Source organism: Allobosea lathyri (genome assembly GCF_900108245.1).
GTDB classification, from domain to species: Bacteria; Pseudomonadota; Alphaproteobacteria; order Rhizobiales; family Beijerinckiaceae; genus Allobosea; species Allobosea lathyri.
In genome coordinates this window covers 945,776-971,284 of sequence record NZ_FNUY01000001.1, presented here as the reverse complement: position 1 = coordinate 971,284, position 25,509 = coordinate 945,776, and the positions used below count along the sequence as shown (strand labels likewise).

Annotated in this window: 18 protein-coding genes; 2 read left to right on the top strand and 16 right to left on the bottom strand. The window is 66.5% G+C overall.

The features are described 5' to 3' along the window. The first annotated feature begins 492 nt into the window (after window positions 1–492). A complete protein-coding gene (pepN, locus tag C4S73_RS04410; RefSeq protein WP_103871188.1) occupies window positions 493–3,138 on the top strand; it encodes an aminopeptidase N in 2,646 nt (881 codons plus the stop codon). 214 nt (window positions 3,139–3,352) lie between these two features. Beyond that, on the top strand, window positions 3,353–5,653 hold the full coding sequence (locus C4S73_RS04405) for a PAS domain-containing sensor histidine kinase (protein WP_103871187.1): 2,301 nt from the start codon (window positions 3,353–3,355) through the stop codon (window positions 5,651–5,653). Between the two features lie 3 nt (window positions 5,654–5,656). Here C4S73_RS04405 and C4S73_RS04400 read toward each other — a convergent pair whose 3' ends face one another. From C4S73_RS04400 to C4S73_RS04325, 16 genes are all read right to left on the bottom strand, one after another. Continuing rightward, window positions 5,657–8,611 (bottom strand): bifunctional [glutamine synthetase] adenylyltransferase/[glutamine synthetase]-adenylyl-L-tyrosine phosphorylase, encoded by a 2,955-nt coding sequence (locus C4S73_RS04400; protein ID WP_103871186.1) that lies wholly within the window; start codon window positions 8,609–8,611, stop codon window positions 5,657–5,659. Window positions 8,612–8,626: 15 nt separating this feature from the next. Then, window positions 8,627–10,111, bottom strand: coding sequence for a HAMP domain-containing sensor histidine kinase (locus C4S73_RS04395; RefSeq protein WP_103871303.1), 1,485 nt, complete (start codon window positions 10,109–10,111; stop codon window positions 8,627–8,629). 28 nt (window positions 10,112–10,139) lie between these two features. Next, window positions 10,140–10,823 carry a response regulator transcription factor gene (locus tag C4S73_RS04390; protein ID WP_103871185.1) on the bottom strand — a complete coding sequence of 228 codons (684 nt, stop codon included), beginning with the start codon at window positions 10,821–10,823 and terminating at the stop codon, window positions 10,140–10,142. Window positions 10,824–11,008: 185 nt separating this feature from the next. Next, window positions 11,009–12,184, bottom strand: coding sequence for a trypsin-like peptidase domain-containing protein (locus C4S73_RS04385; RefSeq protein ID WP_103871184.1), 1,176 nt, complete (start codon window positions 12,182–12,184; stop codon window positions 11,009–11,011). A gap of 163 nt (window positions 12,185–12,347) precedes the next feature. Next, window positions 12,348–12,815, bottom strand: a complete 468-nt coding sequence (locus C4S73_RS04380; protein WP_103871183.1) for a cytochrome c-type biogenesis protein — start codon at window positions 12,813–12,815, stop codon at window positions 12,348–12,350. A gap of 5 nt (window positions 12,816–12,820) precedes the next feature. Further along, on the bottom strand, window positions 12,821–14,803 hold the full coding sequence (locus C4S73_RS04375; protein ID WP_103871182.1) for a heme lyase CcmF/NrfE family subunit: 1,983 nt from the start codon (window positions 14,801–14,803) through the stop codon (window positions 12,821–12,823). A gap of 7 nt (window positions 14,804–14,810) precedes the next feature. Further along, a complete protein-coding gene (ccmE, locus tag C4S73_RS04370; RefSeq protein ID WP_103871181.1) occupies window positions 14,811–15,323 on the bottom strand; it encodes a cytochrome c maturation protein CcmE in 513 nt (170 codons plus the stop codon). After that, window positions 15,320–16,423 (bottom strand): c-type cytochrome biogenesis protein CcmI, encoded by a 1,104-nt coding sequence (gene ccmI / locus C4S73_RS04365; protein WP_103871180.1) that lies wholly within the window; start codon window positions 16,421–16,423, stop codon window positions 15,320–15,322. Before ccmI ends, ccmE begins: the two co-directional genes overlap by 4 nt. Before the next feature lie 76 nt (window positions 16,424–16,499). Continuing rightward, window positions 16,500–17,879, bottom strand: a complete 1,380-nt coding sequence (locus C4S73_RS04360) for an ATP-binding protein (RefSeq protein ID WP_103871179.1) — start codon at window positions 17,877–17,879, stop codon at window positions 16,500–16,502. A gap of 9 nt (window positions 17,880–17,888) precedes the next feature. Beyond that, window positions 17,889–18,557, bottom strand: a complete 669-nt coding sequence (locus C4S73_RS04355) for a response regulator transcription factor (protein WP_103871178.1) — start codon at window positions 18,555–18,557, stop codon at window positions 17,889–17,891. Window positions 18,558–18,619: 62 nt separating this feature from the next. After that, complete coding sequence (locus C4S73_RS04350; RefSeq protein WP_103871177.1) at window positions 18,620–18,940, bottom strand: PepSY domain-containing protein; 321 nt, start codon at window positions 18,938–18,940, stop codon at window positions 18,620–18,622. A gap of 64 nt (window positions 18,941–19,004) precedes the next feature. Next, complete coding sequence (locus C4S73_RS04345) at window positions 19,005–22,919, bottom strand: baseplate multidomain protein megatron (RefSeq protein ID WP_103871176.1); 3,915 nt, start codon at window positions 22,917–22,919, stop codon at window positions 19,005–19,007. After that, window positions 22,919–23,362, bottom strand: coding sequence for an NlpC/P60 family protein (locus C4S73_RS04340; RefSeq protein WP_103871175.1), 444 nt, complete (start codon window positions 23,360–23,362; stop codon window positions 22,919–22,921). Before C4S73_RS04340 ends, C4S73_RS04345 begins: the two co-directional genes overlap by 1 nt. Next, entirely contained in the window at window positions 23,359–24,240 is an 882-nt protein-coding gene (locus C4S73_RS04335; RefSeq protein ID WP_103871174.1) for a DUF2163 domain-containing protein, read from the bottom strand. The genes C4S73_RS04340 and C4S73_RS04335 overlap by 4 nt, the downstream gene beginning before the upstream one ends. Before the next feature lie 9 nt (window positions 24,241–24,249). Next, the gene (locus tag C4S73_RS04330) at window positions 24,250–24,891 is read right to left on the bottom strand and encodes a DUF2460 domain-containing protein (RefSeq protein WP_103871173.1); all 642 of its coding nucleotides are present in this window, start codon (window positions 24,889–24,891) and stop codon (window positions 24,250–24,252) included. 40 nt (window positions 24,892–24,931) lie between these two features. Next, complete coding sequence (locus tag C4S73_RS04325; RefSeq protein WP_244595420.1) at window positions 24,932–25,453, bottom strand: phage tail tape measure protein; 522 nt, start codon at window positions 25,451–25,453, stop codon at window positions 24,932–24,934. Between the last annotated feature and the right edge of the window lie 56 nt (window positions 25,454–25,509).

The window sequence follows — 25,509 nt, the reverse complement described above, 5'->3', positions numbered from 1 at the left end:
CGATCGCCGCGCCCGTATTGGCGATGCGAAGGCTCTGCCCGCTCGTCTCGTCGAACAGATCGAGATGATGCTTGGCGATATCGCAACCGATGAAGCAGGGGTGTATGGTCATGGTGCCTGTCCCTGTGCTGCGAGGTCCGGTGCTAGCGGCCTCGGTCAACTGTTCAGGATGGGGTTACGCAAACGCGGGCGGGAACCGAGCCGGAACACGGTGTTCCCCACCAGGGATCCAACGGCTTCCCGCCCGCACCAAACATGACACGAATCTGACAAACAGGGATCCATTCCGGAGCTTTTGACGATGGAGGTTCTGGAATGGATCCCGGATCGGCGCCGCTATGCGGCTTGTCCGGGATGACCAGCCCTCTAAAAGCGACCTAAACGCGAAAAACTAGAGGCGACACGGCAGTAGCCACAGTCGCCGCCCGCTCTTCCGGCATCGCCGTGCAGGGGCTACATACGAAACCCGAGCTTCGCCTATCCAGGGTTTCCATGCGCACCGACGACGCCCCGCTGATCCGCCTCGAGGATTACCGCCCCTCCGACTGGTTGATCGACACGGTCGATCTCGACATCAGCCTTCATCCGCACCAGACGCAGGTGCGGGCGCTGCTGGGCCTGCGCCCCAATCCCGCGGGCCAGCCGGGCGCGCCGCTCGTCCTCGACGGCGACGATCTCACGCTAGGCCGGGTACAACTGGACGGCGCCGCTCTCGATGACGCCGCATACAGCGCGACGTCGCAGGCATTGACGGTTCACGCTCCGCCGCAGCGCGGCTTCACCTTGACGATCGAGACGACGCTCGATCCCGCCGTCAACACGAAGCTGATGGGGCTTTATCGCTCCTCGAAGGTCTACTGCACACAATGCGAGGCCGACGGCTTCCGCCGCATCACCTATTTCCTCGACCGGCCGGACGTGATGAGCGTCTATACCGTGCGGCTCGAGGCCGCCAAGGCCGAAGCGCCCGTACTGCTCTCGAACGGCAACCTCGTCGCGGCCGGCGAAGTCGCGGGCAGCGACCGCCATTTCGCCGTCTGGCACGACCCGCATCCGAAGCCGGCCTATCTCTTCGCGCTGGTCGGCGGGGCGCTCGACAAGGTCCGCGAAGACTATGTCACGGCCGATGGCCACAAGGTCGAACTCGCTGTCTATGTCGAGCCCGGCAAGGCGGGCCGCGCCGGCTGGGCGATGGATTCGCTCAGGCGCTGCATGCGCTGGGACGAGGCGGTCTTCGGCCGCAACTATGATCTCGACGTGTTCAACGTCGTCGCCGTGTCGGACTTCAACATGGGCGCGATGGAGAACAAGGGCCTCAACATCTTCAACGACAAATATGTGCTCGCCGACCCACAGACCGCGACCGATGGCGATTACGCCTCGATCGAGGCGATCATCGCGCATGAGTACTTCCATAACTGGACCGGCAACCGCATCACCTGTCGCGACTGGTTCCAGCTCTGTCTCAAGGAAGGGCTCACCGTCTTCCGCGACCAGGAATTCTCCTCCGACGAGCGCTCGCGCTCGGTGAAGCGGATCGCCGATGTGCGGACGCTGCGCACGACGCAGTTCTCGGAGGATGCCGGCCCGTTGGCCCACCCGGTGAGGCCGCGCGCCTACAAGGAGATCAACAACTTCTACACGCCGACCGTCTATGAGAAGGGCGCGGAGGTGATCCGCATGCTGAAGACGCTCATTGGCGAGGATGCCTTCCGGGCCGGGATGGACCTCTATTTCGAGCGCTGCGACGGCACGGCCGCCACGATCGAGGAGTTCCTCGCCTGTTTCGCGGAGAGTTCCGGCAAGGATCTCGGGCATTTCGCGCGCTGGTACGAGCAGGCGGGTACGCCGACCATCGTGGCCACGGGCCGCTATGACGCGGCGGCTAGGAGCTACACGCTCGACCTCGCCCAAACCACGCCTCCGACGCCGGGCCAGCCGGAAAAGCAGCCCGTCGTGCTGCCGGTTTCGCTCGGTCTCGTCGGCAAGGCCGGCGACATCCCGCTGAAGACCGGCTCCAACGCCTATGCCGGCGACGGGCTGATCGTACTCGACCAGCCATCGGTCTCGGTGACGTTTACCGATGTCATGGAGCCGCCGATCCCATCGCTGCTGCGCGGGTTTTCCGCACCCGTGCGGCTCGAGCTCGATCTCGCCGACGCCGATCTGCTGCGGCTGTTCTCAGCCGACAGCGATTCCTTCAATCGCTGGCAGGCCCTGCAGAGCGTCGCGACCCGCGCGCTCGTCTCCGCCGGTCGCAAGGGCGCGGACCAGCGTGCGCTCAGTGCGACTGCCGGCGCGCTTGCCGGGGCGCTCGACGATTTCCTGCGCGAGCAGGCACTGGCGGACCCGGCTTTCGCCGCACAGGTGCTGCGCTTGCCCGCACTCGCCGATATCGCCCGCGAGATCGGCGGCGATGTCGATCCCTCGGCCATCCACGCGGCTCATCGCAGCCTGGCGGCGACCATCGGAACCCCGCTCGTGCCGGTGTTGCTTGAACTGCGCGAAGCGCTCGGGACCGGCGGACACTACAAGCCCGATGCGACATCGGCCGGTCGACGAGCCCTGCGCAACGAGATGCTCGGGCTGATCGCAATCGCCGATCCGGCTAGAGGAACCCAGCTTGCCGAGAGCCAGTTCGCGGAGTCCGACAACCTGACGGACCGCTTGGCGGCGCTCGCGGCGATGACCTTGATCCCCGGCGCGGCGCGCGAGCAGCTGATCGAGCGCTTCGCGAAGACCTATGCGGACGAGCCGCTCGTGCTCGACAAATGGCTGATGGCGCAGGCGCTGATTGCCGAGGCTGGAACGCTGGAGCGCGTGAAGAGCCTGATGCAGCATCCGGCCTTCTCGCTCGGCAATCCCAATCGCGTGCGCTCGCTGATCGGGGGCTTTGCCGCCAACCTGACCCAGTTCAACCGGCCGGACGGCGCCGGCTACGGTTTCGTCGCCGATATCGTGATCGCGCTCGACCGGAGCAATCCGCAGGTCGCCTCGCGGCTGCTCGGATCGTTCAAGAGCTGGCGCATGCTCGAGCCCGGCAGAAAGGCTCTGGCGGAGCAGGCGCTGGCCATGGTCGCGCGGACGCCGAACCTCTCCCGCGACGTCTCCGACATCGCCGAACGCGCGCTCGCCTGAGCGCGTTCGGCGGCACCTGTCCGAAACATTAACGTTTTATTACCCGCACAGGATTCATTCGCCCAATCCCCACAACCTTAAGGCGAATTCGTACGGGTTTACTCAACTCAAAGCTAGACAAAGCAACGTCCTCGGATTCTATTGAACGTGATTCGCGGGGATGCGGCACGTCTCCCGATCTTACTTACGGTATGACTTCCGAAGGGGGACGGGCATGACGCGTGCCAACGCGAGCTGCGCACCTGTGCGCGCAGATTCGATTCTGGGTGTGGCCAGGTCGCTCACACATCCGCTTTTCCAGCGGTTCGAGAGCCTGGAACCGACATTCCGCACCGTCATCCCAGCGCTCGTCGTGATGTTCATGGCGATCCTCGGCACCGGGGCCGTGATCCAGGCCACGGCGATGCGGGACGATGCGCTGGCAAAAGCCAGCACGGATATCGACCTCATCTCCTCGCTCATCGCACGTGAACTCGACGCCGCATCGCGGGCGGAAAAGGAGCTCGGCGCCGTCCTTGCCGGCATCGCCTCGAAGCACCTCGCCACACAGGGCCGTATCGTCCATGTCAGCTCGGCCGACGGTCGCATCGTCGCCAGCGAGCCGGTGATCGGCCAGACCCAGCGGACGCTCGTCGACTTCCTCGGCCAGACCCAGCCCCTCACCGTATTCGGCGATCGCGCCGGCGTGATGCGGATCACCCTGCCGGGCGGCGCCGACGTGTTCGCGACCGTGCGCAATCTGGCTGCCCCCCTCGGCCAGGTCGCGGTGTTCCAGCCGGTGTCGCGTGCCTTGTCCGGTTGGGAGGACCGCCGCAACGGGCTCGCCGTGCTTTTCGGCTCGGCCACCCTGGTTCTCGGCATGATCACCCTTGCCTTCATCCTGCAGTCCAAGCGCGCCAGCGCCGCCGACGAGGATTGCGACCGGGTTCGCGAGCGCATCGACACCGCCCTCAACCGCGGCCATTGCGGATTATGGGATTGGGACCTGGCGCGCGGACGGATCTACTGGTCGGATTCGATGTACGCTTTGCTGGGCTATGACCGCACCGGCCAATACATGTCCTTCGGCGAGGTCAGCGGCTTCATCCATCGCGACGATGTCGATCTCTATGCCCTGGCCGACGCGATCAGCCGCGGCGAGGCAAGCCATCTCGATCAGGAATTCCGTGTCCGCGACAGCGCCGGCGGCTGGGTCTGGCTCAAGGCCCGCGCCGAGCTCGTCGTCGACCGGCGCACCCATTCTCAGCATCTCGTCGGCATCGTCGTCGACATCTCCGAACAGCGCCGCATGGCCGAGCAGACCGCGACCGCCGATGCCCGCCTGCGCGATGCGGTGGAGGCGATCTCGGAAGCCTTCGTGCTCTGGGATGCCGACAATCGGCTCGTGCTCTGCAACGCCAAATACCAGCAACTGCATCAGTTGCCGGGCGACGCCCTCCAGCTTGGCGCCAGCCATGAAGAGATCATGGCTCTAAGCGCACAGCCCAATATCGACCGCGAGCCGGTTCGCACGATGCGCGGCACGGTCGGCTCCTCGTCCTACGAAGCGCGCCTCTCGGACGGCCGCTGGCTCCAGATCAACGGGCGCCGCACCAAGGATGGCGGCTCGGTCTCGGTCGGCACCGACATCACCAAGCTCAAGCAGCAGGAAGAGCGGCTGACGCAGTCCGAGCACCAGCTCCTGATGCACGTCACCGATCTCAAGGCCTCGCGCCAAAAGCTGGAAGCGCAGGCGCAGCAGCTGGCCGACATGGCCGAGCGCTATCTCGAACAGAAGGCGGCGGCCGAGACCGCCAACCGCGCCAAATCGGAATTCCTGGCCAATATGAGCCATGAACTGCGCACGCCGCTCAATGCCATCATCGGCTTCTCCGAGATCATGGAGAACGGCCTCTTCGGCAATCTCGGCTGCGACCGCTATCTCGACTATGTCCGCGACATCCGCTCCAGCGGTGGCTACCTGCTCAGCGTCATCAACGACATCCTCGACATGTCGCGTATCGAATCCGGCCGCCTGCATCTGGAGAAGTCGGACATCTCGGTCGGCCCCGTGCTCGACGAGGCCGTTCGCCGGGTTCAGGACGAGATCGTGCGCAAGCAGCTCGCGCTCACGATCGAAGGCCCGCTGGACACCCATATCGAGGCCGATCCGCACGCGCTCTACCAGATCCTCGGCAATCTGCTCGACAACGCGGTCAAGTTCACGCCCGAATCCGGCAAGATCGCGATCCGCGCCCGCCACGTCCCCGGCGCGATCAATATCTATGTCGAGGACACCGGCATCGGCATTCCCAAGGAAAAGATCGACCGCATCGGGCGCCCCTTCGAGCAGGTCGAGGGCGACCTCACCCGCAGCTACAAGGGCTCGGGGCTGGGTCTGGCCATCGCCCGCTCGCTTGCCGAACTGCATGGCGGCTCGCTGCGCCTGCGCTCGGCGATCGGCGCCGGCACAATCGTCATGGTCCATCTGCCGCTGGATGGCGGCGCCGGGCGGATCACCGCCAAGGCGGCGTGAGCCTCAGCCTGAGCGGGCAGCGCCGAGTATCCGGGTGAAGATCGCCCGAACGCCGCCGCGCACCTCATCCATTTCCGCCCGCAGCACCTTGACGTCGGGCCGCCCGACCGCCGTCGCGATGCGACGCAGCACACGGGCCGGGACAGCGGCGGGATCGAAGGCCTCCTCGACCGTGAAGCGCTGCCAGAGCTGAACATCGCCGATCAGACGAAGCGCCTCGCCCAGCGCCGTGGCATCAGCCGGCGACAGCAGGCCCGCCTCGCGCGCAGCCATAAAGATCGAGCCCGTATCCTTGACGAGCAGGCCCGGATGCGCGCTGGCATAGGCCAGCACCAGAAATTGAGCCAGAAAGTCCAGATCGGTCAGGCCGCCGGCCGCGAGCTTCAGATCCCAGGGGTTCTTCTCGCCCTTCTCTTTGGCGATCAGCACCCGCATCTCGGCCACAGCCGCTGCCACCTTGGCGGGATCGCGCTGGCGCGTCAGGATCGCCCGGATCGCTGTCTCGACCCGCGCTGCAAGAGCGTCGTCGCCCGCCACGACGCGAGCACGGGTCAGCGCCATCTCCTCCCAGATTTCGGCTTCGCCGGAGTGATAGGCTTCGAAGCCGGCGAACTGCGTCGCCGCCGGGCTCTTGTTGCCGGAGGGACGCAGCCGCATGTCGACCTCGTAGAGCGTGCCGCGCCGCGTCGGCACGGTCAGCGCGGCGACGAGGCGCTGCGTGAAACGGACATGCCAGGTCACGGGGTCGAGCGGCTTGCGGCCATTGCTGGCCTCGGCCTCCTCGGGCCGATCATAGATCAGCATGAGGTCGAGATCGGAGGAAGGCGTGAGTTCACCCGCGCCGAGCCGTCCCAGCCCGAGCACCACGGCCTGCGCGCCCTCGACCACGCCATGATCGGTGGCGAAGGCGTCGCGCGTATCCTCGAAAGCCACGCGCAGGCAGGCCTCCGCCACGGCGCAATAGGCCTGGCCTGCGGCCTGCGCCGGATAGACGCCCGAAAGCAGCCGGGCTCCGACCAGGAAATTCTCCTGGCGGGCGGCATCGCGCAGCCGGTCGAGCCCATCCTCCACGCTTGGCGGCGGCGCGCCGACCACGCTGCGGACGCGCTTCGTCAGGGCATCGGCATCGAGCGTCGCCGAGCCGAAGGCCGGGTCGATGATCCCGTCGAGCACATGGGGGTGGAGCGCAGCGACCTTGGCGAGACGCGGGGCGCTGCCAAGAATTTCGGTGAAGATCGTCAGCAGCGAGCCATGCGAGCGCAGCAGCGTCAGCAGTTCGACAGCGGCGGGCATGCGCACGAAGGCGTTGTCGAGATGGGCGAGCGCGCCGTCGGGATCGGCGGTACGTCCGAGCGCGACCAGCAGCGCCGGAGTGAGCTCGGTGAGCACCTCGCGGGCCCGCGCGCTGGTCACGGCCGCACGGCGGCCGAAATGCCAGCCGCGCACCGTCTCGGCCGCGGTCCTGGCATCGCGAAAGCCAAGCTTCTGCAGCGTCTCCAGCGTGTCGGGATCAAGCTCCGTGCCGGTGAAGCTCAGCGTGCCGGCTTCGCTGGCAAGGCTCGGCCCCTCCTCGAAGAGCAGCGCGTAATGCCCTTCGACGCGTCTTGCATGAGCGGTCAGCGCCTTGCCGAAGGCCGCGGTCGAGGGATAGCCGCAGAAGCGGGCGAAGGCTTCCAGATCGGCGGCCTGCTTGGGCAGGGTCTGCGTCTGCTCGTCATGGCGCATCTGCAGGCGGTGTTCGATGGTGCGCAGCCACCGATAGGATTCGGCCAGTTCATCGCGCGCCTGCGGTGTGATCCAGCCTTCCTTCGTCAATTCGGCCAGCATTTCGAGCGTGCGCGGACCGCGCAACGCCGTCCGCCGCCCACCGAAGACGAGCTGCTGTGTCTGCACGAAGAACTCGATCTCGCGAATGCCGCCACGGCCCAGCTTCACGTTATGCCCGGCGACCGCGATCGTCTCGTGGCCCTTCACGGTCTGGATCTGGCGCTTCATCGCATGAATGTCTGCGATAGCCGCGAAATCGAAATATTTGCGCCAGATGAACGGCGCGAGATCCCCGATGAAGCGCTGGCCGACCGCGATGTCGCCGGCCACCGGGCGCGCCTTGATCATGGCGGCCCGTTCCCAGTTCTGCCCGACCGTCTCGTAATAGGAATAGGCCGATGGCAGCGAGACCGCGACATGGGTCGAGGCTGGGTCGGGACGCAGCCGAAGGTCGACGCGGAAGACATAACCGTCCGGCGTGCGCTCCTGGATGATGCGGGCAATCTGCTGCGTCAGTTTGACGAACAGGCTCGACGGCTCGGCGACGCCAGCGGCCTCGGCTGCGTCGGGATCGAAGAAAACGACGATATCGATGTCGGAGGAGTAGTTCAGCTCGCCGGCGCCGTGCTTGCCGAGCGCCAGCACGACGAGACCGGAGCCGATGCCGGGCGTAGCGGGATCGGCCAACCTGATGCGGCCGAGTTCGGCGGCCTGTCGCAGGACGTGATCTGTGGCGAGCTTGACTGCCATGTCGGCTGTCGCGGTCAGCGCCGACGTCACCGTCTCGACGTCCCAGACGCCGCCGATATCCGCCAGAGCGATGAGCAGGGCCATCGCCCGGCGGAACCGCCGCAACTCGCGCATCAGATCGGCGGTGTCCGTTGCTGTTGTGCCGTAGGCGAGCATGCCCTGAAGCAGGCCATCGCGGCGCGCTTCCGGCTCCGTCGCCAGGCAGGCGAGCAGGCCATCGGGATCGAAGCGCGTGATCTGCGTGAGGAAGGGCGCATGCGCGAGCACCCCGGCAACAAGGGCAGTGGAGCGTGGGTGATCGGCGAAATGGCGACGCAGCGCCTCGGCGGCCGCGTCATCATGCAGCCGCTCGATCAGCTCGCGCGTGAGCACCGCCTCCGCCTTGACGCGAGCCGGCAAAACCGACGCCGCCTCCAGCCTGTCACACAGCAGCCCGCCCATGAGATTCCCCGTCCGTCAGACGGATTGGAGGCCAGCAGGGTTTGTCAGCTCTGTCGAGGCGGGAAGCCCTGTCGGCGCGGCTATGTCCACAGGCTTGGGCGGCAATGCCGGCAGCAGGATGACCACGCGCAGGCCCGGGGCGTTGTCCTCCAGCCGCATCTCTCCGCCATGCAGGCGCACGACGCCGGCTGCCAGAGAAAGTCCCAGGCCGAAGCCCGGCTTGCTGCGACTTTGGTCCAGCCGGACGAAGCGCTCGAGCACCCGGGCCCGATCGGCCTCGGGAATGCCGACGCCGTGATCGGCGACCGCAAGCTCGATCTCCGCTCCTGTCTGCGTGGCCGAAACAGTGACGGCCGCATCCCCGCCTTCGGCCGGCTCACCATATTTCAGGGCATTGTCGATCAGATTGGCGAGCGCCTGCCCGATGAGCTCGCGATTGCCCGAAACCTGGAGCCCGGGTGCCACCGCCGTCACCAGCGACAGCCCCGCCTCCTCGGCCAGCGGCTCGTAAAGCTCCGCCAGGCCGGAGACGATCTCGGACAGATCGAGTTCGGTCATGCTGTCATTCAGGCGCCCCGTCTCGAGCCGCGCGATCATCAGCAATGCGTTGAAGACGCGGATGAGGTTGTCTGCCTCGTCGATGGAGCCGTCGAGCGCGGCGCGCAGTTCGTCGGGCGATTTGGCCGTGCGCAGCGCCTCCTCAGCCCGGTTGCGCAGGCGCGTCAGCGGTGTCTTCAGGTCATGGGCGATATTGTCCGAGACCTGCTGCATCCCCGCCATGAGTTCGCCGATGCGATCCAGCATCGCGTTGAGGTTCAGCGCGAGACGGTCGAGTTCGTCGCCGGTGCCCGCAATCGCGAGGCGGCCCTTCAGGTCGCCCGCCATGATCGAATGCGCCGTCTCGGTCATGTCGTCGATGCGCTTCAGGACGCGCCGCGCCACGAACCAGCTGGCAAAGCAGCCGAGCACGAAGACGAGCAGCAGCGACCAGCCTGCCGCCCGCCGGATCACCACGCCAAGGCGATCCCGCTCCTCGACATCGCGGCCGACCAGCAGGCGGAAGCCCGCCGGAAGCTGGAACACCCGCACGATCGCGCGGCTGGGCTTGTCGACGCCGTCGCTGTTGCGGGCGTATTCGATCTCGCTTTCGCCGGGCCGGTCGAGCGCGCCGGGCGGCAGGGCCTCGACATTGCCGACGAGCCTTTCGCCGGCGGGTGTGGTCACCAGATAGAGCGAGGCACCGGGTCCGCGCGAACGGCGCTCGATGATGTTGACCAGGCGCCTGATCCCGCCAAGCCGCTGCTGCTCGGCCAGCCCCTGGATTTCGGCATCGATGGTGGAGCGGATCTGGTCGTCGAGCAGGCGCTGGGCGTTCCAGGCGACATAGCCGAGGATCACGCCGGCGAAAATCGCGAAGACGACGAGATAGACCGCCGTCAGCTTGAAGGCCGTCGTGCGGAACAGGTTCGGCAACAGGCGCTGGCGCTTTCGCGGCGCCACCTGTCCCGCCGCGCCTGGCGCGGTAGCGTTATCGGGCTGAGTCACGAACCATGTATCCCGCGCCACGAATGGTATGGATCATCGGGTGCTCGAAACCCTTGTCGATCTTGCCGCGCAGGCGGCTGACATGCACGTCGATGACGTTGGTCTGGGGGTCGAAATGATAGTCCCAGACGTTTTCCAGCAGCATGGTGCGCGTCACCACCTGGCCGGCATGTTTCATGAGATATTCGAGCAGGCGGAACTCGCGCGGCTGGAGCACGATCTCCTGGTCCCCGCGCGTGACGCGATGGGCCAGACGATCGAGCAGCAGTTCGCCGACGCGATAGGTCGTCGGCTCGGATGCGGGCGCCGCGCGACGGCGGGACAGCACCTCGACACGGGCGAGCAACTCGGAAAATGCGTAGGGCTTGGGGAGGTAGTCGTCGCCACCGGCGCGCAGGCCCTTCACGCGGTCATCGACCTGCGCCAGGGCCGAGAGGATCAAAGCCGGCGTCGTGTCGCTCTGCTCCCGCAGCGACCGGATCAAGGACAGGCCGTCAAGGCGCGGCAGCATGCGGTCGACCACCAGCACGTCGTAGCCACCGCCCTCGGCCATTGCGTAGCCTTCCAGGCCGTCGGCGGCGTGGTCGGCAATGTGGCCGGCCTCGCGAAAGGCCTTGACGAGGTAAGCCGCTGCTTCGGCATCATCTTCGACGATCAGGAGGCGCATGTCGGAACTCTAGCTTACGAAAAGCGAAAACGGCAGGCCGGACGTTACGCATCCGGCCTGCCGCGGTGAAGGCAAATATCCTGGAGGGGGCGACACGCTGCCAGGAAACTGCCCTACCTCTATTTGCGTGATGCCGAAGGGCTGGAAGCCGCTTTCGGCATCGCACGTTCCTCGAGGCGCGAGCCTCAGGCGGCCGGCTGGCGACCAACCTCGAAGCTGAGCTCGCGCTCCTTGCCGTCGCGCCAGACCGTGATGGTGGTCTTCGTGCCCGGGGCGAACTTGGCGATCTTGCGCGACAGGTCGCGCGCATCGGTGACCTTCTCGCCATTGACGGCGGTGATGGTGTCGCCGCGCTTGACGCCGGCCTTGGCGGCCGGGCCGTTCTTCTCGGCGGAAGCCACGAGGGCGCCATGGGCATCCTTGAGGCCGATCGCGTCGGCAACCTCGGTGGTCACCGGCTGGATCTGCACGCCGATGAAGCCGCGCGACACCGTGCCGTCCTTCTTGAGGGCCGCGACGACCTGCTCGACGGTCGCAGCGGGAACCGCGAAGGCGATGCCGACATTGCCGCCCGACGGCGAGAAGATCGCGGTGTTGACGCCGACAACCTCACCCTTCTGGTTGAAGGTCGGGCCGCCGGAATTGCCGCGATTCACCGCAGCGTCGATCTGCAGGAAGTCGTCATAGGGGCCCGAGCCGATATCGCGACCCTGCGCCGAGACGATGCCTGCGGTCACCGTGCCGCCGAGCCCGAAGGGGTTGCCCACCGCGAGCACCCAGTCGCCGATGCGGGGCTTGCCCGACGCCAGCTGGACGAAGGGGTAGTTGCCGCCATCGGTGACCTTCAGCAGCGCAAGATCGGTGCGCGGATCGGTGCCGATGACCTTGGCGGCGAGCGTCTTGCCGTCATCGGTGACGAGCTGGACCTCGACGGCGTTCTGGACGACGTGGTTGTTGGTGACGACATAGCCGTCCTGGCTGACGAAGAAGCCCGAGCCCTGCGACATGCCCTGGCGCGGCTGCGGCCGGCCACCGCGCTGCTGGCCCTGCTCGCCGAAGAAGCGGCGCAGGCCCGGAGGCAGATCGTCCAGGCTGCCCTGGCCGTCCTCGTCATTGGAGGCGACGGACTGCGTCTTCACGCGAACCGAGACGACCGCAGGCTTCACCTTGTCGACCATGTCGGCAAAGGAGGGCAGCTGGGTCTGGACGCCCGACAGCTGGATCGGCTGGGCGAAAGCATTGTGGTTGAGCTTCAGCGCGCCGTCGGCCAGGCCGGCCGCAAGGCCGATGCCAAGGGTGGCTGCGCCAGCGATCAGTGCGCCGCGCTTCAGGATGGACTTTGAAGGGGTGGTGACGGTCATCGCTAAAAACCTCGAAACGATCAGCAGGGCCTTCCCTGCTCGTGACGAGGACCATGGCGGATGCCGCCTTACCCGGAATTGGCGCGAAGATGACGTTTTCGTAAGGTTGCAGCGGGGCAGGCCGAGAAACTCTGGCCAAGCAGCCCCCGCAAGGAAGCGACGCTCAGCCGCGATCGTCCTGCATCAGGCGATCGACGCGCCGGTTTTCATCCTCCGACAGCGGCGCAACCACTCCGACCGATGTCGTCATGCGCCGGCCTCGCCGCCAGATGAAGCCGAGCCCGGTCAACAGGATCAGGAAAGGCGCCGCCCAGAGCAGCAGCGTCCTGATGTTGAAAGGCGGCCGCAGCAGGACGAAATCGCCATAGCGCGCCACGACGAAATCGCGCACGCCGGCGTCGCTGTCCCCCGCGGTCAGCCGCTCGCGCACGAGAATCCGCAGGTCGCGGGCGAGAGGTGCGTCGGATTCGTCGATCGACTGGTTCTGGCAGACGAGGCAGCGCAATCCGCCCGAGATTCCGCGCGCACGCTGTTCGAGCTTGGCATCGGGCAGGATCTCGTCAGGCTGGACCGCCCTTGCCGAGCCGGCGAAAGCAAGACCAAGCACGAGGATGATCGCGATGCGGCGCATGCCGGTCATTCCGCCGGCTGCGCCGCGACGGGAGACGGCGTCGCGCGGCGGGGAGCAGCCAGGCGGAAGCGCCGATCTGTCAACGACAGCGCGCCACCGAAGGCCATCACGATCGCGCCCAGCCAGATCAGCAGGATCAGCGGCTTGTCGTAAAGCCTGACTGCCACGGCACCATTTGGCTGCGTGTCGCCGAGCCCGATATAGGCCTGGCTCAGCCAGTCCGTGCGGATGCCGGCTTCCGTCGTCGGCATGGCTCGCGCCACGTAGACGCGCTTGGCCGCCTCGACGGGAGCCAGTTCGCGATTGCCCGAGAAGAGCTGGAAACGCGCGACCTCCGCCCGGAAATTCGGCCCGTTGCGTGGTGTCACCGACTCCAGCACGATGGTGTAGCGGCCACTCGTCAGCCGCTCGCCCGGCTTCAGTTCGCCGATGGCCTCCGTGCTCCAGGCCGCCGCCGCGATGCCGATCACGCTGAGCCCGACGCCGGCATGGGCGAAGGCCGTGCCCCAGGCCGAACGCGGCAGGCCACGTGCGCGGGACAGTATTGCCGGCCAGCCGCTGGCGCGTGCGACGATGCGCTCGCCAAGATCCATGATCGCGCCCGTCACGAGGAAAACGCCGAGGCCGATGCCCAGAGGGGCTATCACCGGACCGCCCTGCGTGACCGCCACCGTCGCCAGCGCCACGATGACTGCGAATCCGAAGGCTGCCGCGTTGCGCTGCGCCGCGCCCAGCAGATCGCCGCGCTTCCACGCCAGCGACTGGCCAAGCGGCAGGACCAGCAGCAAAGGCACGAGAACCGGCACGAAGGTCGCATTGAAGAAGGGCGGTCCGACCGAAATCTTGTCGCCGGTCACCATCTCCAGAACCAGCGGATAGAGCGTGCCGATGAAGACCGTGGCGCAGGATGTCGCGATGAAGACGTTGTTGACGACGAGCGCGCCTTCCCGCGAGACCGGCGCGAAAAGGCCGCCCTGCCGCAGGAGCGGGGCCCGCCAGGCGAACAGCGCCAGCGAACCACCGACGAAGAAGATCAGGATGCCCAGGATGAAAAGCCCGCGCTGCGGGTCGCTGGCGAAGGAGTGCACCGAGGTCAGCACGCCCGAGCGAACGATGAAGGTGCCCAGCAGCGACAGCGAGAAGGTCAGGATCGCCAGCAGGATCGTCCAGACCTTCAGCGAGTCGCGCTTCTCCATCACCACCGTCGAATGGATCAGCGCCGTCCCGGCGAGCCAGGGCATCAGCGAGGCGTTCTCGACCGGGTCCCAGAACCACCAGCCGCCCCAGCCGAGTTCGTAATAGGCCCAGTACGAGCCCATCGCGATGCCAAGCGTCAGGAAGACCCAGGCCAGCAGCGTCCAGGGCCGAACCGCCCGCGCCCAGACCGCGTCGATGCGACCATCTATCAAGGCTGCCACGGCAAAGGCATAGGTGATCGAGAAGCCGACATAGCCAACATAGAGCAGCGGCGGATGGATCGCGAGACCGAGATCTTGAAGGATAGGGTTGAGATCCTGGCCTTCCGCGGGCGCCGGAACGAGCCGCCTGAAAGGGTTAGAGGTCAGCAGGGTGAAAGCCAGGAAGGCGACGGTGACGAGCCCCTGCGCAGCCAATGTGCCCGCTCTCAGGCGCGCCGGCAGCGAGCGGCGCGACAAGGCGACCATGGCCCCGAACAGGGTCAGGATCAGAACCCATAGGAGCATCGAGCCCTCATGGTTCCCCCAGACCGAGGTCAGCTTGTAGATCAGGGGCTGGGTCGAGTGGGAATTGGAGGCGACATTCTCGACCGAGAAATCCGAGCGGACATAGGAGACGACGAGCGCGCCGAAGGACAGCGCGACCAGCAGGAAGCAGGTGACCGCCGCCATCGAACCGACAGAGGCCAGCGCGCGGTCCTGACGCGACACGCCCCAGAGCGGCACCAAAGACTGAACGACAGCAACGCCGAGTGCGAGGGCTAGCGCGAAATGGCCGATCTCGACGATCATGCGTGCCTCATCGCGTTGCCGGAACGGGGCTGGGACCGGCAGCGCCAGGCTGCCAATGGCCCTGCTTCTTCAAGGTGTCGGCAACCTCTCGCGGCATATAGGTCTCGTCATGCTTGGCAAGGACGGAATCGGCCCGGAAGCGCCCTGCCCCCTCGAACACGCCTTCGGTGACGACACCCTGACCTTCGCGGAACAGGTCCGGCAGCAGCCCCTCATAATTCACCCTTATGGTGGTGGTGGTGTCGGTAATGGAGAAGGCGACGCGCTGGCCCGGCCCGCGTTCGACCGAGCCCTTCTCGACAAGGCCGCCCAGCCGCATGCGCGTTCCCGGCGCGATCCCCTTCTGGGTGATCTCCGTTGGCCCGTAAAAGAAGACGATGGTGTCACGCATCGCAAACAGCACCAGACCGGCCGCAAGAGACAGAACGGCGCCGGCGGCTCCGATCAGCATCAGCCGCCGCTGCTTTCGGGTGCTGCGGCGCCTTGCGGCGACGGGACGAGACGGTTGGGCTATCGTCATGGCGCGGTCTCCTTCAGCGCCAATTCGCCGGCGAGGACGTCGAGCGCAGTGAGCGCCGGACCATCCTGCGACAGGCGCTCACGCGCCATAGCGACCGTCTCGCGCGCGGCCGCCTTGTCACCGAGCACCGTCTGCGACCGGATCAACCGCGTCCATTCGGCGAGAGTTCCGCCATCCGCCTTCAGTCGTTCTGCCAAACTGTCGACCATCGCACGGATCGCAGCCTGTTGATCGGCGGGAGCAAGGGCGGCGATGGCATTGCGGCCTGCATCCGCCTCCATCTGCTCCAGCCTGCGGCGAACGCCCTGGGCCCATCGGGCGTCGGGCGCGGCATCAGCGAGCAGGTCTCGAAGAGCGGTGATCGCCCCCTTGCCGTCGCCGTCCTGTTCCTTTGCGAGGGCGAGGAAGTAGCGGGCGCGGGCGTTCTTGGGGTCGAGCTTGACCGCCTCGGCCAGGCTTGCGCGCGCCTCTTCGGTGACCACGCCTCCGGCGGCCATGATGCGCGCCTCGCCCAGGCCAGCCAGCGTCTCCGTGTCTGGCTGCCCATAGCGAACCGCCGCGGCGAAAGCGCGGGCGGCATCATCGTAGCGGCCCTCGCGCAGATAGATCGGCGCGACGATCGCCCAGCCCTTGGCATCCGTCGGGGCGGCGGCGAGATGGGCCTCGATCCGCGCGAACGACAGGGCGAAGTCCTGTTTCGACGGATCGTCCTGCAAGCGGGCGGAGAGCGGCTGGTCGGGATTGTCGGGAGAGCCGTAGGCGCCGTAAACCAGCAGCGCCAGCAGCGGCACGCAGGACAAGGCCAGCGCGGAGCTGGCGCGGCGGCGGCGCAGGGAGGATTCAGTTTCGCCGGCGGGACTGCCTTCATCGCCGGCGGCGCGCAGCAGGCGCCGCGCCGCTTCGGCCCGCGCAGCCTCGGCCTCGGCGGGGCCGATCAGCTTGCGTGCGATGTCGCGCTCGATCTCGCCGATCTGTGCACGATAGAGGCTTTTGGCATCGGCAGCATCGGCGAAGGCACCCGCGCGTCCATGACTCAGCGGCCAGAGCAGGGCGAAAATCGCCGCTCCAGTCATAATCGCGAAGATGATCCAGATCAGCATGCGGTGTTCTTAGCCAATCGCGCGGCCCGGTTCATGTCCGAAGATGGCGACAAAGGGTCACGCGGGCCAGCATCCTTCAAACCGATGGCAAGGCAAGTCGGGCCCGAAGCCCCCCCAGCGGCGACCGCTGCAAGGACAGCTCGCCGCCGTAGAGCTTGGCCAGATCGGCCACGATCGAGAGACCCAGCCCCGAGCCCGGTGTCGTCTCGTCGAGCCGCCGGCCACGCTTCAGGACATCGGCCATGGCACCATCGGGCAGGCCCGGCCCGTCATCGTCGATCAGCAAGGCCATCCGCTCCTGGGATGTTTCCTTCGCATCCAAGCTGACTTCAACGGTCGATTCCGCCCATTTGAAGGCGTTGTCGAGCAGGTTTCCGAGCATTTCCTCGAGATCCTGCTTCTCTCCCCGGAAGCGGATCCGCGATGGAACGGAGTGGCTTCCTGCGATGCCCCTGCCCTGCGAAATCTTGGTGAAGGTCCGGATCAGCGCGTCCAGCGAGGGAGCAACCTCGGTGACGCCACCGAGAGCGCCCGACAGCGCCGCAGCCCGGGCCCGGTCGAGATAGTACTGAACCTGGTCGCGCATGATTGCGGCCTGGGTTTTCACAGTCTGCGGCAGTTGGTCATCCCCGCAGCCCGCCTCGGCTTCGTTCAGCATGACGCTCAGCGGGGTCTTCAGGGCGTGGGCGAGATTGCCGACCTGCGTGCGGGCCCGGTCGAGGATTTCGTGATTGGCATCGATGAGCTGATTCAGCTCGCCTGCAAGCGGAGCGAGATCGGGCGGGTATTGCCCGACGATCCGCGGCGTCTCGCCGGTCCGCACCATGCCGACGGCGGCACCCAGCCGCACCAATGGGCGCAGACCGAACCGCACCTGGATGATGGTCGACGCGACGAGCGCCAGCCCAAGGAGCACGAAGGTCATCGTCAGCGCGAAGCGGAAATCGCGGATGTCGCCTTCGATCTCGTCGGATGGTGCGGCAACCGCGACCGTGAACCGGCCATCTTCGCCGACATCGATCTCGCGCTCGAGAATGCGCAGCGCCCGGTCGTCCGGGCCGGAAATATAGCTCTCGCGCAGGCCACGCGCATTAGGCAGGATCGGCTGGTCGAGCAGCTTCGGGAGCTGCCCGCCGACAAGCGAGCGCGAGGAACGGACGGTCGGCCGCTCGCCGTCGAGCCGGATGATCTGCCAGTACCAGCCGGACAGCGGCAGGTCGAAGCGCGGCTCGCCGAGATCGCCGATCGCCTGGCGCTCCGTTTCGGGCGGCGCGGCAAGATCGGCGACAAGTTCCTTGATGTAGACGCTGAGACGCTCGTCGAAGCCGCGTTCGGCGGAACGGCGATAGAAGGTGGTCAGGCCGAAGCCCGCCAGCATCAGTACCAATGCGCAGCAGATCGCCGCCGAGAGGAAGAGGCGCGCCCCCAGCGAATAGCGATGCGGCTTGAAGGGCATCGCCCGCGATCAGACCTTTTCAGGCGCAGCTGCGATATAGCCCAGCCCCCGAACGGTCTCGATGACCTCGACGCCGAGCTTCTTGCGCAAGCGGCCGACGAAGACCTCGATCGTATTGGAATCCCGGTCGAAATCCTGATCGTAGAGATGCTCGACAAGTTCGGTGCGGGACACGACGCGGCCCTGGTGATGCATCAGATAGGCAAGCAGACGGTACTCATGCGAGGTCAGCTTCACCGGGTTGCCGTCGACGACGACGCGGCTGGCGCGGGTGTCGAGCCGCACGGGTCCGCAGATCAGTTCCGATGTGGCGTGGCCGGCGGCACGGCGCAGCAGCGCGCGGACGCGAGCCAGCAATTCCTCGATGTGGAAGGGTTTCACGACATAGTCGTCGGCGCCTGCATCGAAGCCTGCGACCTTGTCGCTCCAGCGGTCTCGGGCCGTCAGGATCAGGACCGGCATGGATTTGGCGGCACGGCGCCAGCCCTGCAGCACGGCGACACCATCGACCTTCGGCAAGCCGAGATCGAGGATGACGGCGTCGTAGGGCTCGGTCTCGCCGAGATACAGGCCTTCTTCACCGTCGAAGGCCTTGTCGACGGCATAGCCGGCGTTTTCAAGCGCGGTGACGATCTGGCGGTTGAGGTCCTTGTCGTCCTCGACGACGAGCAATCTCACTGTCGGCTAGCTCCTGTTGGCGATGCGGCGCGCGCCGGTCCGGCTGCGTCGGGGTATAGGGGTCAGCGTATGGTCGCAACCTTGCCGGATTGGCCTTCGAGCGTAACGCGCGCGACGCGCCCGTCACGTTTCAGCGTCGTTACCACATAGACGAAATCCTCGCCCTGCCGACAGAGCCGGATGCGCACGACCTCGCCCGGCGCCGCATGGCGGGCGTGACGGGACGCCTGGGCCGGCTGCATGACCCGCCCTTCTGCGACAGCGTCGCGCATCTCGTCCGCGGACAAGCAGGAAATAGGCGTCGGATCGTCAATCCGGACGATCGGCAGCGGCGAGGCCAACAGGGTTAGGGCGAAAATAGATTCAACCGGCATCATCGACATGAGCTAGTCCCGCGCGCGTGAACGCGCCATGAATGCAGTGCCATGTTCCGCTGAGGAGACTATGTCAGCGGACCGGCACGCGTCCACGCCATTCGTGACCGCGCCCCACGGCCGCGCTGATCTGGACGATCGACAGCGCGATTTCGGCCTGAGCGGTGCCGAAATCGGCCAATTCCAGCTCGGTCGAATATGTCCAGCCGGCAGTGGTGGTGGCGATGCTGCGCAGCGGCTCGTCGCCATCGAGAATCGCGACTTCGTAGCGTTCGCCCTCCTCACCGACCGGCACCTCTGCCAGTTCCCAGGAATCGCCATCGATTCGCGTGCGCCTTACCCAATCGAAATCGATCCCTCCGGGCACGCGGCGCGCAGTCGGGCGGACGGGCGAGAGGGGTTTCAGCGCCACGTCGCTCACCCCCGCCACGATCTCGACAATCGAGGGATCGCCGACATCATGCTGCAAAGGGCCTATCCGATAGCGCAGCAACTGCCGGAGATCGGCTAGGCCGCTCGTCAATGTCACGGCGGCACCGTCGAGCACCACGATACGTGAGCCCGGCGGAAGGCTGCGCATGGCCGCCACCTCCGAACCTCCGATGCCGCGTACCAGGCCGGACAGGCGAAACTGCTGCGTCCCGATCAGCTCGACCTGCGATGCCGTCACGATCTCGACCTCGCCGGCCTCGTCGAGCAACGCAAGAGCGTTGGCTCCCGCAAGCGCAGCCTCGGCCGAGACGGCAGACAACACGCCGCCGCGCAACCGGACATCAAGCACAGCGCGCCGATCCGTCCGCCAGAGTGGTCCGGGCGGCAGCGTCGTCAGCGTCTCCCCGACGATCGAGGGCGCCTCGATCAGACGTAAGAATTCGAACAGCCCCTCCCCGTCGGCCTGCCAGATCGCCAGAGCGCCGGGCCATGGCGCGGCGAAGGCGGCAACCGACAGCAAGGGCGGCGGCTGCATGTGCGCGACCGGCAAAGCGAGCGGCACCACCATCGGCCGCCCCGGCAGGGCTGGAGCGACGTGCGGCGGACGTAGCGCGGACCGCGTCCCGGCAGTCATATAGATCGCCGGTTCGACGGCACGACCGCTGGCCTTTCGGCTAGGGCCATCGCTGATCCGGGTCAGGCGGAAGAGACGATCATTGCCATCGACAGGCAGCGAGACCACGTCACCCGGCTCCAGATCCATACAGCGCGGGGACAGGTCGATCTCCAGCGTTTCACGCCCTGCCCAAACCTCCTGCAGGCGCTGATCGGCAAGACGCTGCCCTTCCGCCGGCCGCGTCACGATAGCGGTCTCGACGGAGACCTCGCGCCGCGCGGCGCCTGCCAGGCGACGCGAGCGCGCCGTGGCATTGCGATAATCCTCTTCGCCGTCGCTGAAACCCAGGCGCAGTTCGCGCGGCAATTCGCTTTCCTGGGCGCGGCGCAATTCATAGGGGCGGCCGTCACGGTCGAGCAGCAGGTCGTCAGTGCCGAGCTGACGAGCGACCTTGCCGCCGCGGGCATGGAAGCGCAGCTTGCCGGCGCTCATCGTGGCGTCGAAGCCAAAGGCCTGACCGAGCGGTTCGAGCGCCTGTCGCGCGGAGAGCGGTCGGTCGAGCACATAGCCATCGACGAAACCGTCGATCCGGATCTCATCCGCCGTCGGCAGGCCGAAATCGGCGAGGACCTTGCGCACCAGCCGGTCGACGGGCGTTCCCTCGATACGGCCGTTGATCCAGTGTCCGGTCTCGTAATTCGCTCCGTCGGCCCAGACCGCGTTTAGGTCTGGAAAGGCAGGAAAAGGCCTGGCATCCCAGCTCCAGACAAAGATGTTGGCCGGATCGACCATGCGGATGCCCGTGCCGGGATGGACCGGATTGCGACTGGCCTCAAAACCGGCCCGCGCCGGATCGAAGCCCGAAATGATCGCCTCGAGCGCGCGCGCCTGCACGAGATCGTCGCGCGCTCCGCTGGAGAAATGCGGGTAGCCGCTTTCAGCCGATTTCGAATCCGGGAAGACATTGGGCGCATTGGCGCCCTTGTCGACGGCGGGCACACCGATCTCGGTCAGCCAGATCGGCTTGGCGCCGGGAACGAAGGCGGTGGCGGCCGTTTCGACACCGCCGACACGTTCGATATGGAGGTTGCTCCACCAGCCCGGCAAATCCTTCGGCCCGAAGATCCAGGACTTGCCATAGGTACCGTCGGTGATCGGCTGGCGTTGCTGCGCCACCCGCCCAGCATCGCCATCATAGTACCATTCATGCGCCTCGCCGGAGTTCAGGCGAGCGCGGAGATAGGCGAGGTCGCTGGGCCCACGCGCAATCGCCGCATCGGCATGATCGGTGGAATCCCGCCAATCGGAGAGCGGCGGATAGAAGTCAATGCCGATCGCGCTGATTGCCGGCGAAGCCCAGAGGGGATCGAGGGGAAAGCTGACATTCTGCCCGCCATTGCGGATATGAGCGCCGTACTCGGTCCAATCCGCCGCATAGGTCAGTTTTGTCGAGGGCACCAGCGCGCGAATATCGTCGGCGATAGCGACGAGGTGGTCGACCATAGGGTAGCTCGACGCTCCCCGCATCTGCGTCAAGCCGATCATTTCAGAGCCGATGATGAAGCTGTCGACGCCTCCAGCAGCCTGGGCGAGCATGGCACTGTGCATGACGAGGCGACGATAGCTCCATTCGTCGGGCTTCGCGCAGACGATCTGCTCGCCGAGAGCGGACATGTCGGCGGGGCCGACCGTCCCGATGAAGGCCGCGATTTGTGTGCTGGCCGCGCTCGTTTCTTCCGCGCTGCCCGGACGGCCCGGCGCCGGATCACAAGTGATACGGCCGCGCCAGGGGTAGTGGGGCTGGCCTGTCTCTCCTGTTTCCGGATCGGGCAGCGCATTGCCGGACGGGATATCCATCATCAGGAAGGGGTAAAGCACCACCTGAAGGCCGTAATCGTCACGCAGCCGGCGGATCAGGTTGATGACGCTTTCATCAGACGGCGTCCCCCCGAAAGCCGGGCGACCTTCGACCTCGCTGACCACCCGGGCAGAGGACCGCGTCAGGCCCGCCACCGACCACTCCGCTCCCGTCGTCGGCTTTTGGGCGATCTCGACGCGCGGCGCCACCGTGCAGTTGCCGGCCCGCAGATCGTCACCAAACCACGAAACGACCAATGCAATCCGCCGCAGGCTTGGGCAGAGCGCGAGGAGATGGCCGAGCGCGGTATCGACGTCGGCGCCGCCATAGAGCTGATGGCGCGTCTGGCTTTCGGTGACGCCCGGTTCCGGCTCATGGCTGACCGCGCGCGTCTCGTAGACGAATTCGCTGGCGCCAGGGATCAGCGTCACCGCCCGGATCATCCCGCCGAGCCCCTCGACCGCGCGCACCACCTCGAAGGCGAATTGCGGGACGCGGTTGCCGTAGTCTGCGAGCGGAAAGCGCTCGAACACGACATAGGCGAGACCACGATAGCCCGGGGCGTCACCTGCCTCCTTGGCCGCGATCAGCGGATCGGGCTCCTGCCCCTCATGGCCGTTATGGACGCGCATCGAAACTGTGGTGACGTCGAGCTCGCGACCATCCACCCAGATGCGGCGCACGAAGGCGATCGGCCCCTCGCAAAGCCCGATGGCAAGATTGGCGTAGTAGCTATACGTCGTCTCATAGGTCTTCTGCGGCTTGCCGCCTTTGCCGCCGCTCTTGCTGCGCTTGATCCCGACCTTGATCTCCTCCTCGAAGCGCGTTGCCCAGATCAGCTGCCCACCCAGCCGGGCGCGGCCATAGACGCGTGGGATCGCCGCTCCTTCCGTCGAGGCAAGCCCGTTGATCTCCTTCAGGCGCGGCCCCTCGACGTTCCGGTTGCCGCCGCCACCCAAAAAGGACTGGTCGATCTGGCTGCCGGCAATCCCGCCGATCGCCTGGCCGATCATCCCGCCGATCGGTCCGCCCAAGGCCGTGCCGAGCGCGGCTCCGGCGACTTGCAGAACAAGCGTCGCCATCAGTCTGTCACCTCCGGAAAGGAAAAGGCGTGGCTCAGATGCCGCCGCCACCATGATGTGAACGCGACTTCGCTGACCTGCGCGCCGTCATGCGCGTGCAGGATGCGGTCATGCGCGGTCAGGATCGCGCAATGCTTGGCCGGGAGATGGCCGCGCCAGCGGAAGAGCACGACATCGCCCGCGCGAACCTCCTCGCGCGGCAACGGCAGCAGATGGCGCGACGCAGCGACTGCCAGCGTCTCCTCGCCGAGGCTTTCGGCCCAGCTCGGCGAATAGGGCGGTGGGGCTTCCGGCTCGGGGCCGTAGAGATCGCGCCAGACGCCACGAACCAGGCCGAGGCAGTCGCAACCCACGCCGCGCAGCGACGCCTGATGATGGTAGGGCGTGCCCAGCCAGTGCCGTGCAGCTTCGACGATGTCGGTTCGAGAGACCGGCCCGCTCATCGAAACAGGCTCCCGCCATCGAGCGCGCCATCGCCCGGCCTGACACCCCCGATGATGAAATCATTGCCGGGTACGTGCGGAAACCCGCGAAAATTGACGCCGTTTCCGAATTTTGACCGGCAGGTCGCAAAGCTCTTGTCGCAGCCTGGCGTCACGGTGAAGGCGTCCCCAGCGATGATAGGCGCAGGAGCGGCCTGCCAGAGCTGGATCGCGATCAGCCCGCTGCCCGCAGCATGGCGCTTCACCTCGGCCGCGAAGCCGACATTGCCGCCGCCAGTGAAGACGAGGCGCCCTCCGGTGAAATGACCGTCGGGATAGGAAGCGAGCGCCGGCGCCGTCAGCCCCAGCCGGCCGTCACTCGTGGCCACCGTTCCCTCGGCCGCCGTCAGCGTCACGCCACAGCGCGCATCGCCGAGATCGGCCGCGCAGGAGCGCATGTAAAGCCGGCCGCGCTCTTCGTCGAAGGCCTTGGCGGGCCCGCGGATCTCGGCTGTGAAGGCCAGATCGCCGCGGCGGATTTCACCGACGAAACCGGTTTCGAGCAGGAGCCGCTGCGAAACCGCCGCCCAATTGACCAGCCAGATCGAGACGCGGGCATCGTCGTAAAGTCCGCGCGACAGATCGGCCTCGTTCAGGCCCGATGCCGCGAAGGCCCCACTGACGTCGCCACCGCCAATGGCGAAGCCGAGTTCGGCCGCTGTCTCGGCCGCTTCGAGCCCCGTCGACGCCGCGAAAGCGATGCCGTCGAAACTCAAGGGCCTGTCATGGTCGGTGAAGCCGAGTACGAGGCCGTCGCGGCGGGTGAGGCTCCAACAGCGGCAGAGCGTGGTCGCGCCCTGCTCGATATGGGCGGCGAGAGAAGAGGGGATGTCGCGCATGGACCACCTTCAGGGCATGATTTCGACGATCGGGATTTTCGGGATTTCGCCGGCTTCGAAAGCCGAGAGATCGACTTCGATCGCATCGATGTCGAAGCGGACGGGCACATCGAAGAGAAAGCCGGCGGTTACGACCGCAGCGGACGGCGGCACATGCCCGTTGGCGAAGGTCACAAGCCCGGTCGCGGGATCGCAGGCGACCGATCCCGGCTGAGGCTGGACAAAGCCGTCGACGGCGATCAGGACCTCGCCGGACCAGGGCTTTGTGATCTCCCGGCGATAGGTCGCGATTCCCGTGCCGTAGTCCTTGCAGAGCTGGAAAGTGGTGGTGACGCCATCGCCGATGCCGATGACCTGATCGGTGGCGGTCGGTTTCTGCGAAGGCGGACAACTTTTCCAGTCGAGTTGGTCGCGCCAGCGGAAGCCGTAGAGCCTGCCACGCCGCTCCTCGAAAAACGCGACGGCGGCAGCGAGCGCATCGAGCGTCCGCACGCCGGAACCAGCATCATAACGTCTTCGCGAATGCGCCCAGCGGCTGTTGCGGACCTCGCGTCCCGAGGCCAGCGTGACGATCTGCGTCAGGCGTTCAGGTCCGCCGCGCGCGCCTCGGGCGATGTCGAGCGGGAAGCGGATCTCATGGAAATCGGTCATCGGCTTTATCCTTTGCGCTCAGTGCCTTGCGCCGCATTGCTCACAGCGCGCGGCTGCCTCGCGCCACCGCTCGGGCGATCGCAGCGGAGACCTGGGCCTCAGAGCGGCGGAAGCTGTCGGCATCCGGCGTCGAGACCTGGACCGTGACGCTCAACGGCCTTCGAGCCTCGCCGCCGGCCCGCACGCCGAGCTTGCCATCGGCCCCGCGCGACAGCGGCATGATCGCCTCGGCGCCGCGCTCGCCCATCAGGCCAAGCCCCCGACCAAGCGGAAAATAGGCGGGTGACGCGATGACGCCACCTTCGGCGAAGGCGTTGACCGGCAGACTCGCGGCGGGCGAGCCGAGGTTGACGTTGGTGACGAGCCCCGTGAGGCTCTTCACGCCGCTGCTCAGCAGGCTCGACAGGCTGCCCTGCAACGGTTTCAGAGCGGGTTTGAGCAGGCTTTCGGTCATCGACTTGCCGACGCTGCGCATCACATCCTCGAAGCGCTTGCCTTCGACGATGCCCTTGGCGAACGCGTTGCTGATCGATTTCCCAAAGGCTTCCGCCGATCTGTTCAAATTTTGAGTCAGCGAACCCAGGGACTTGAGATTGTCCAGGCGGGATGAACTGACGA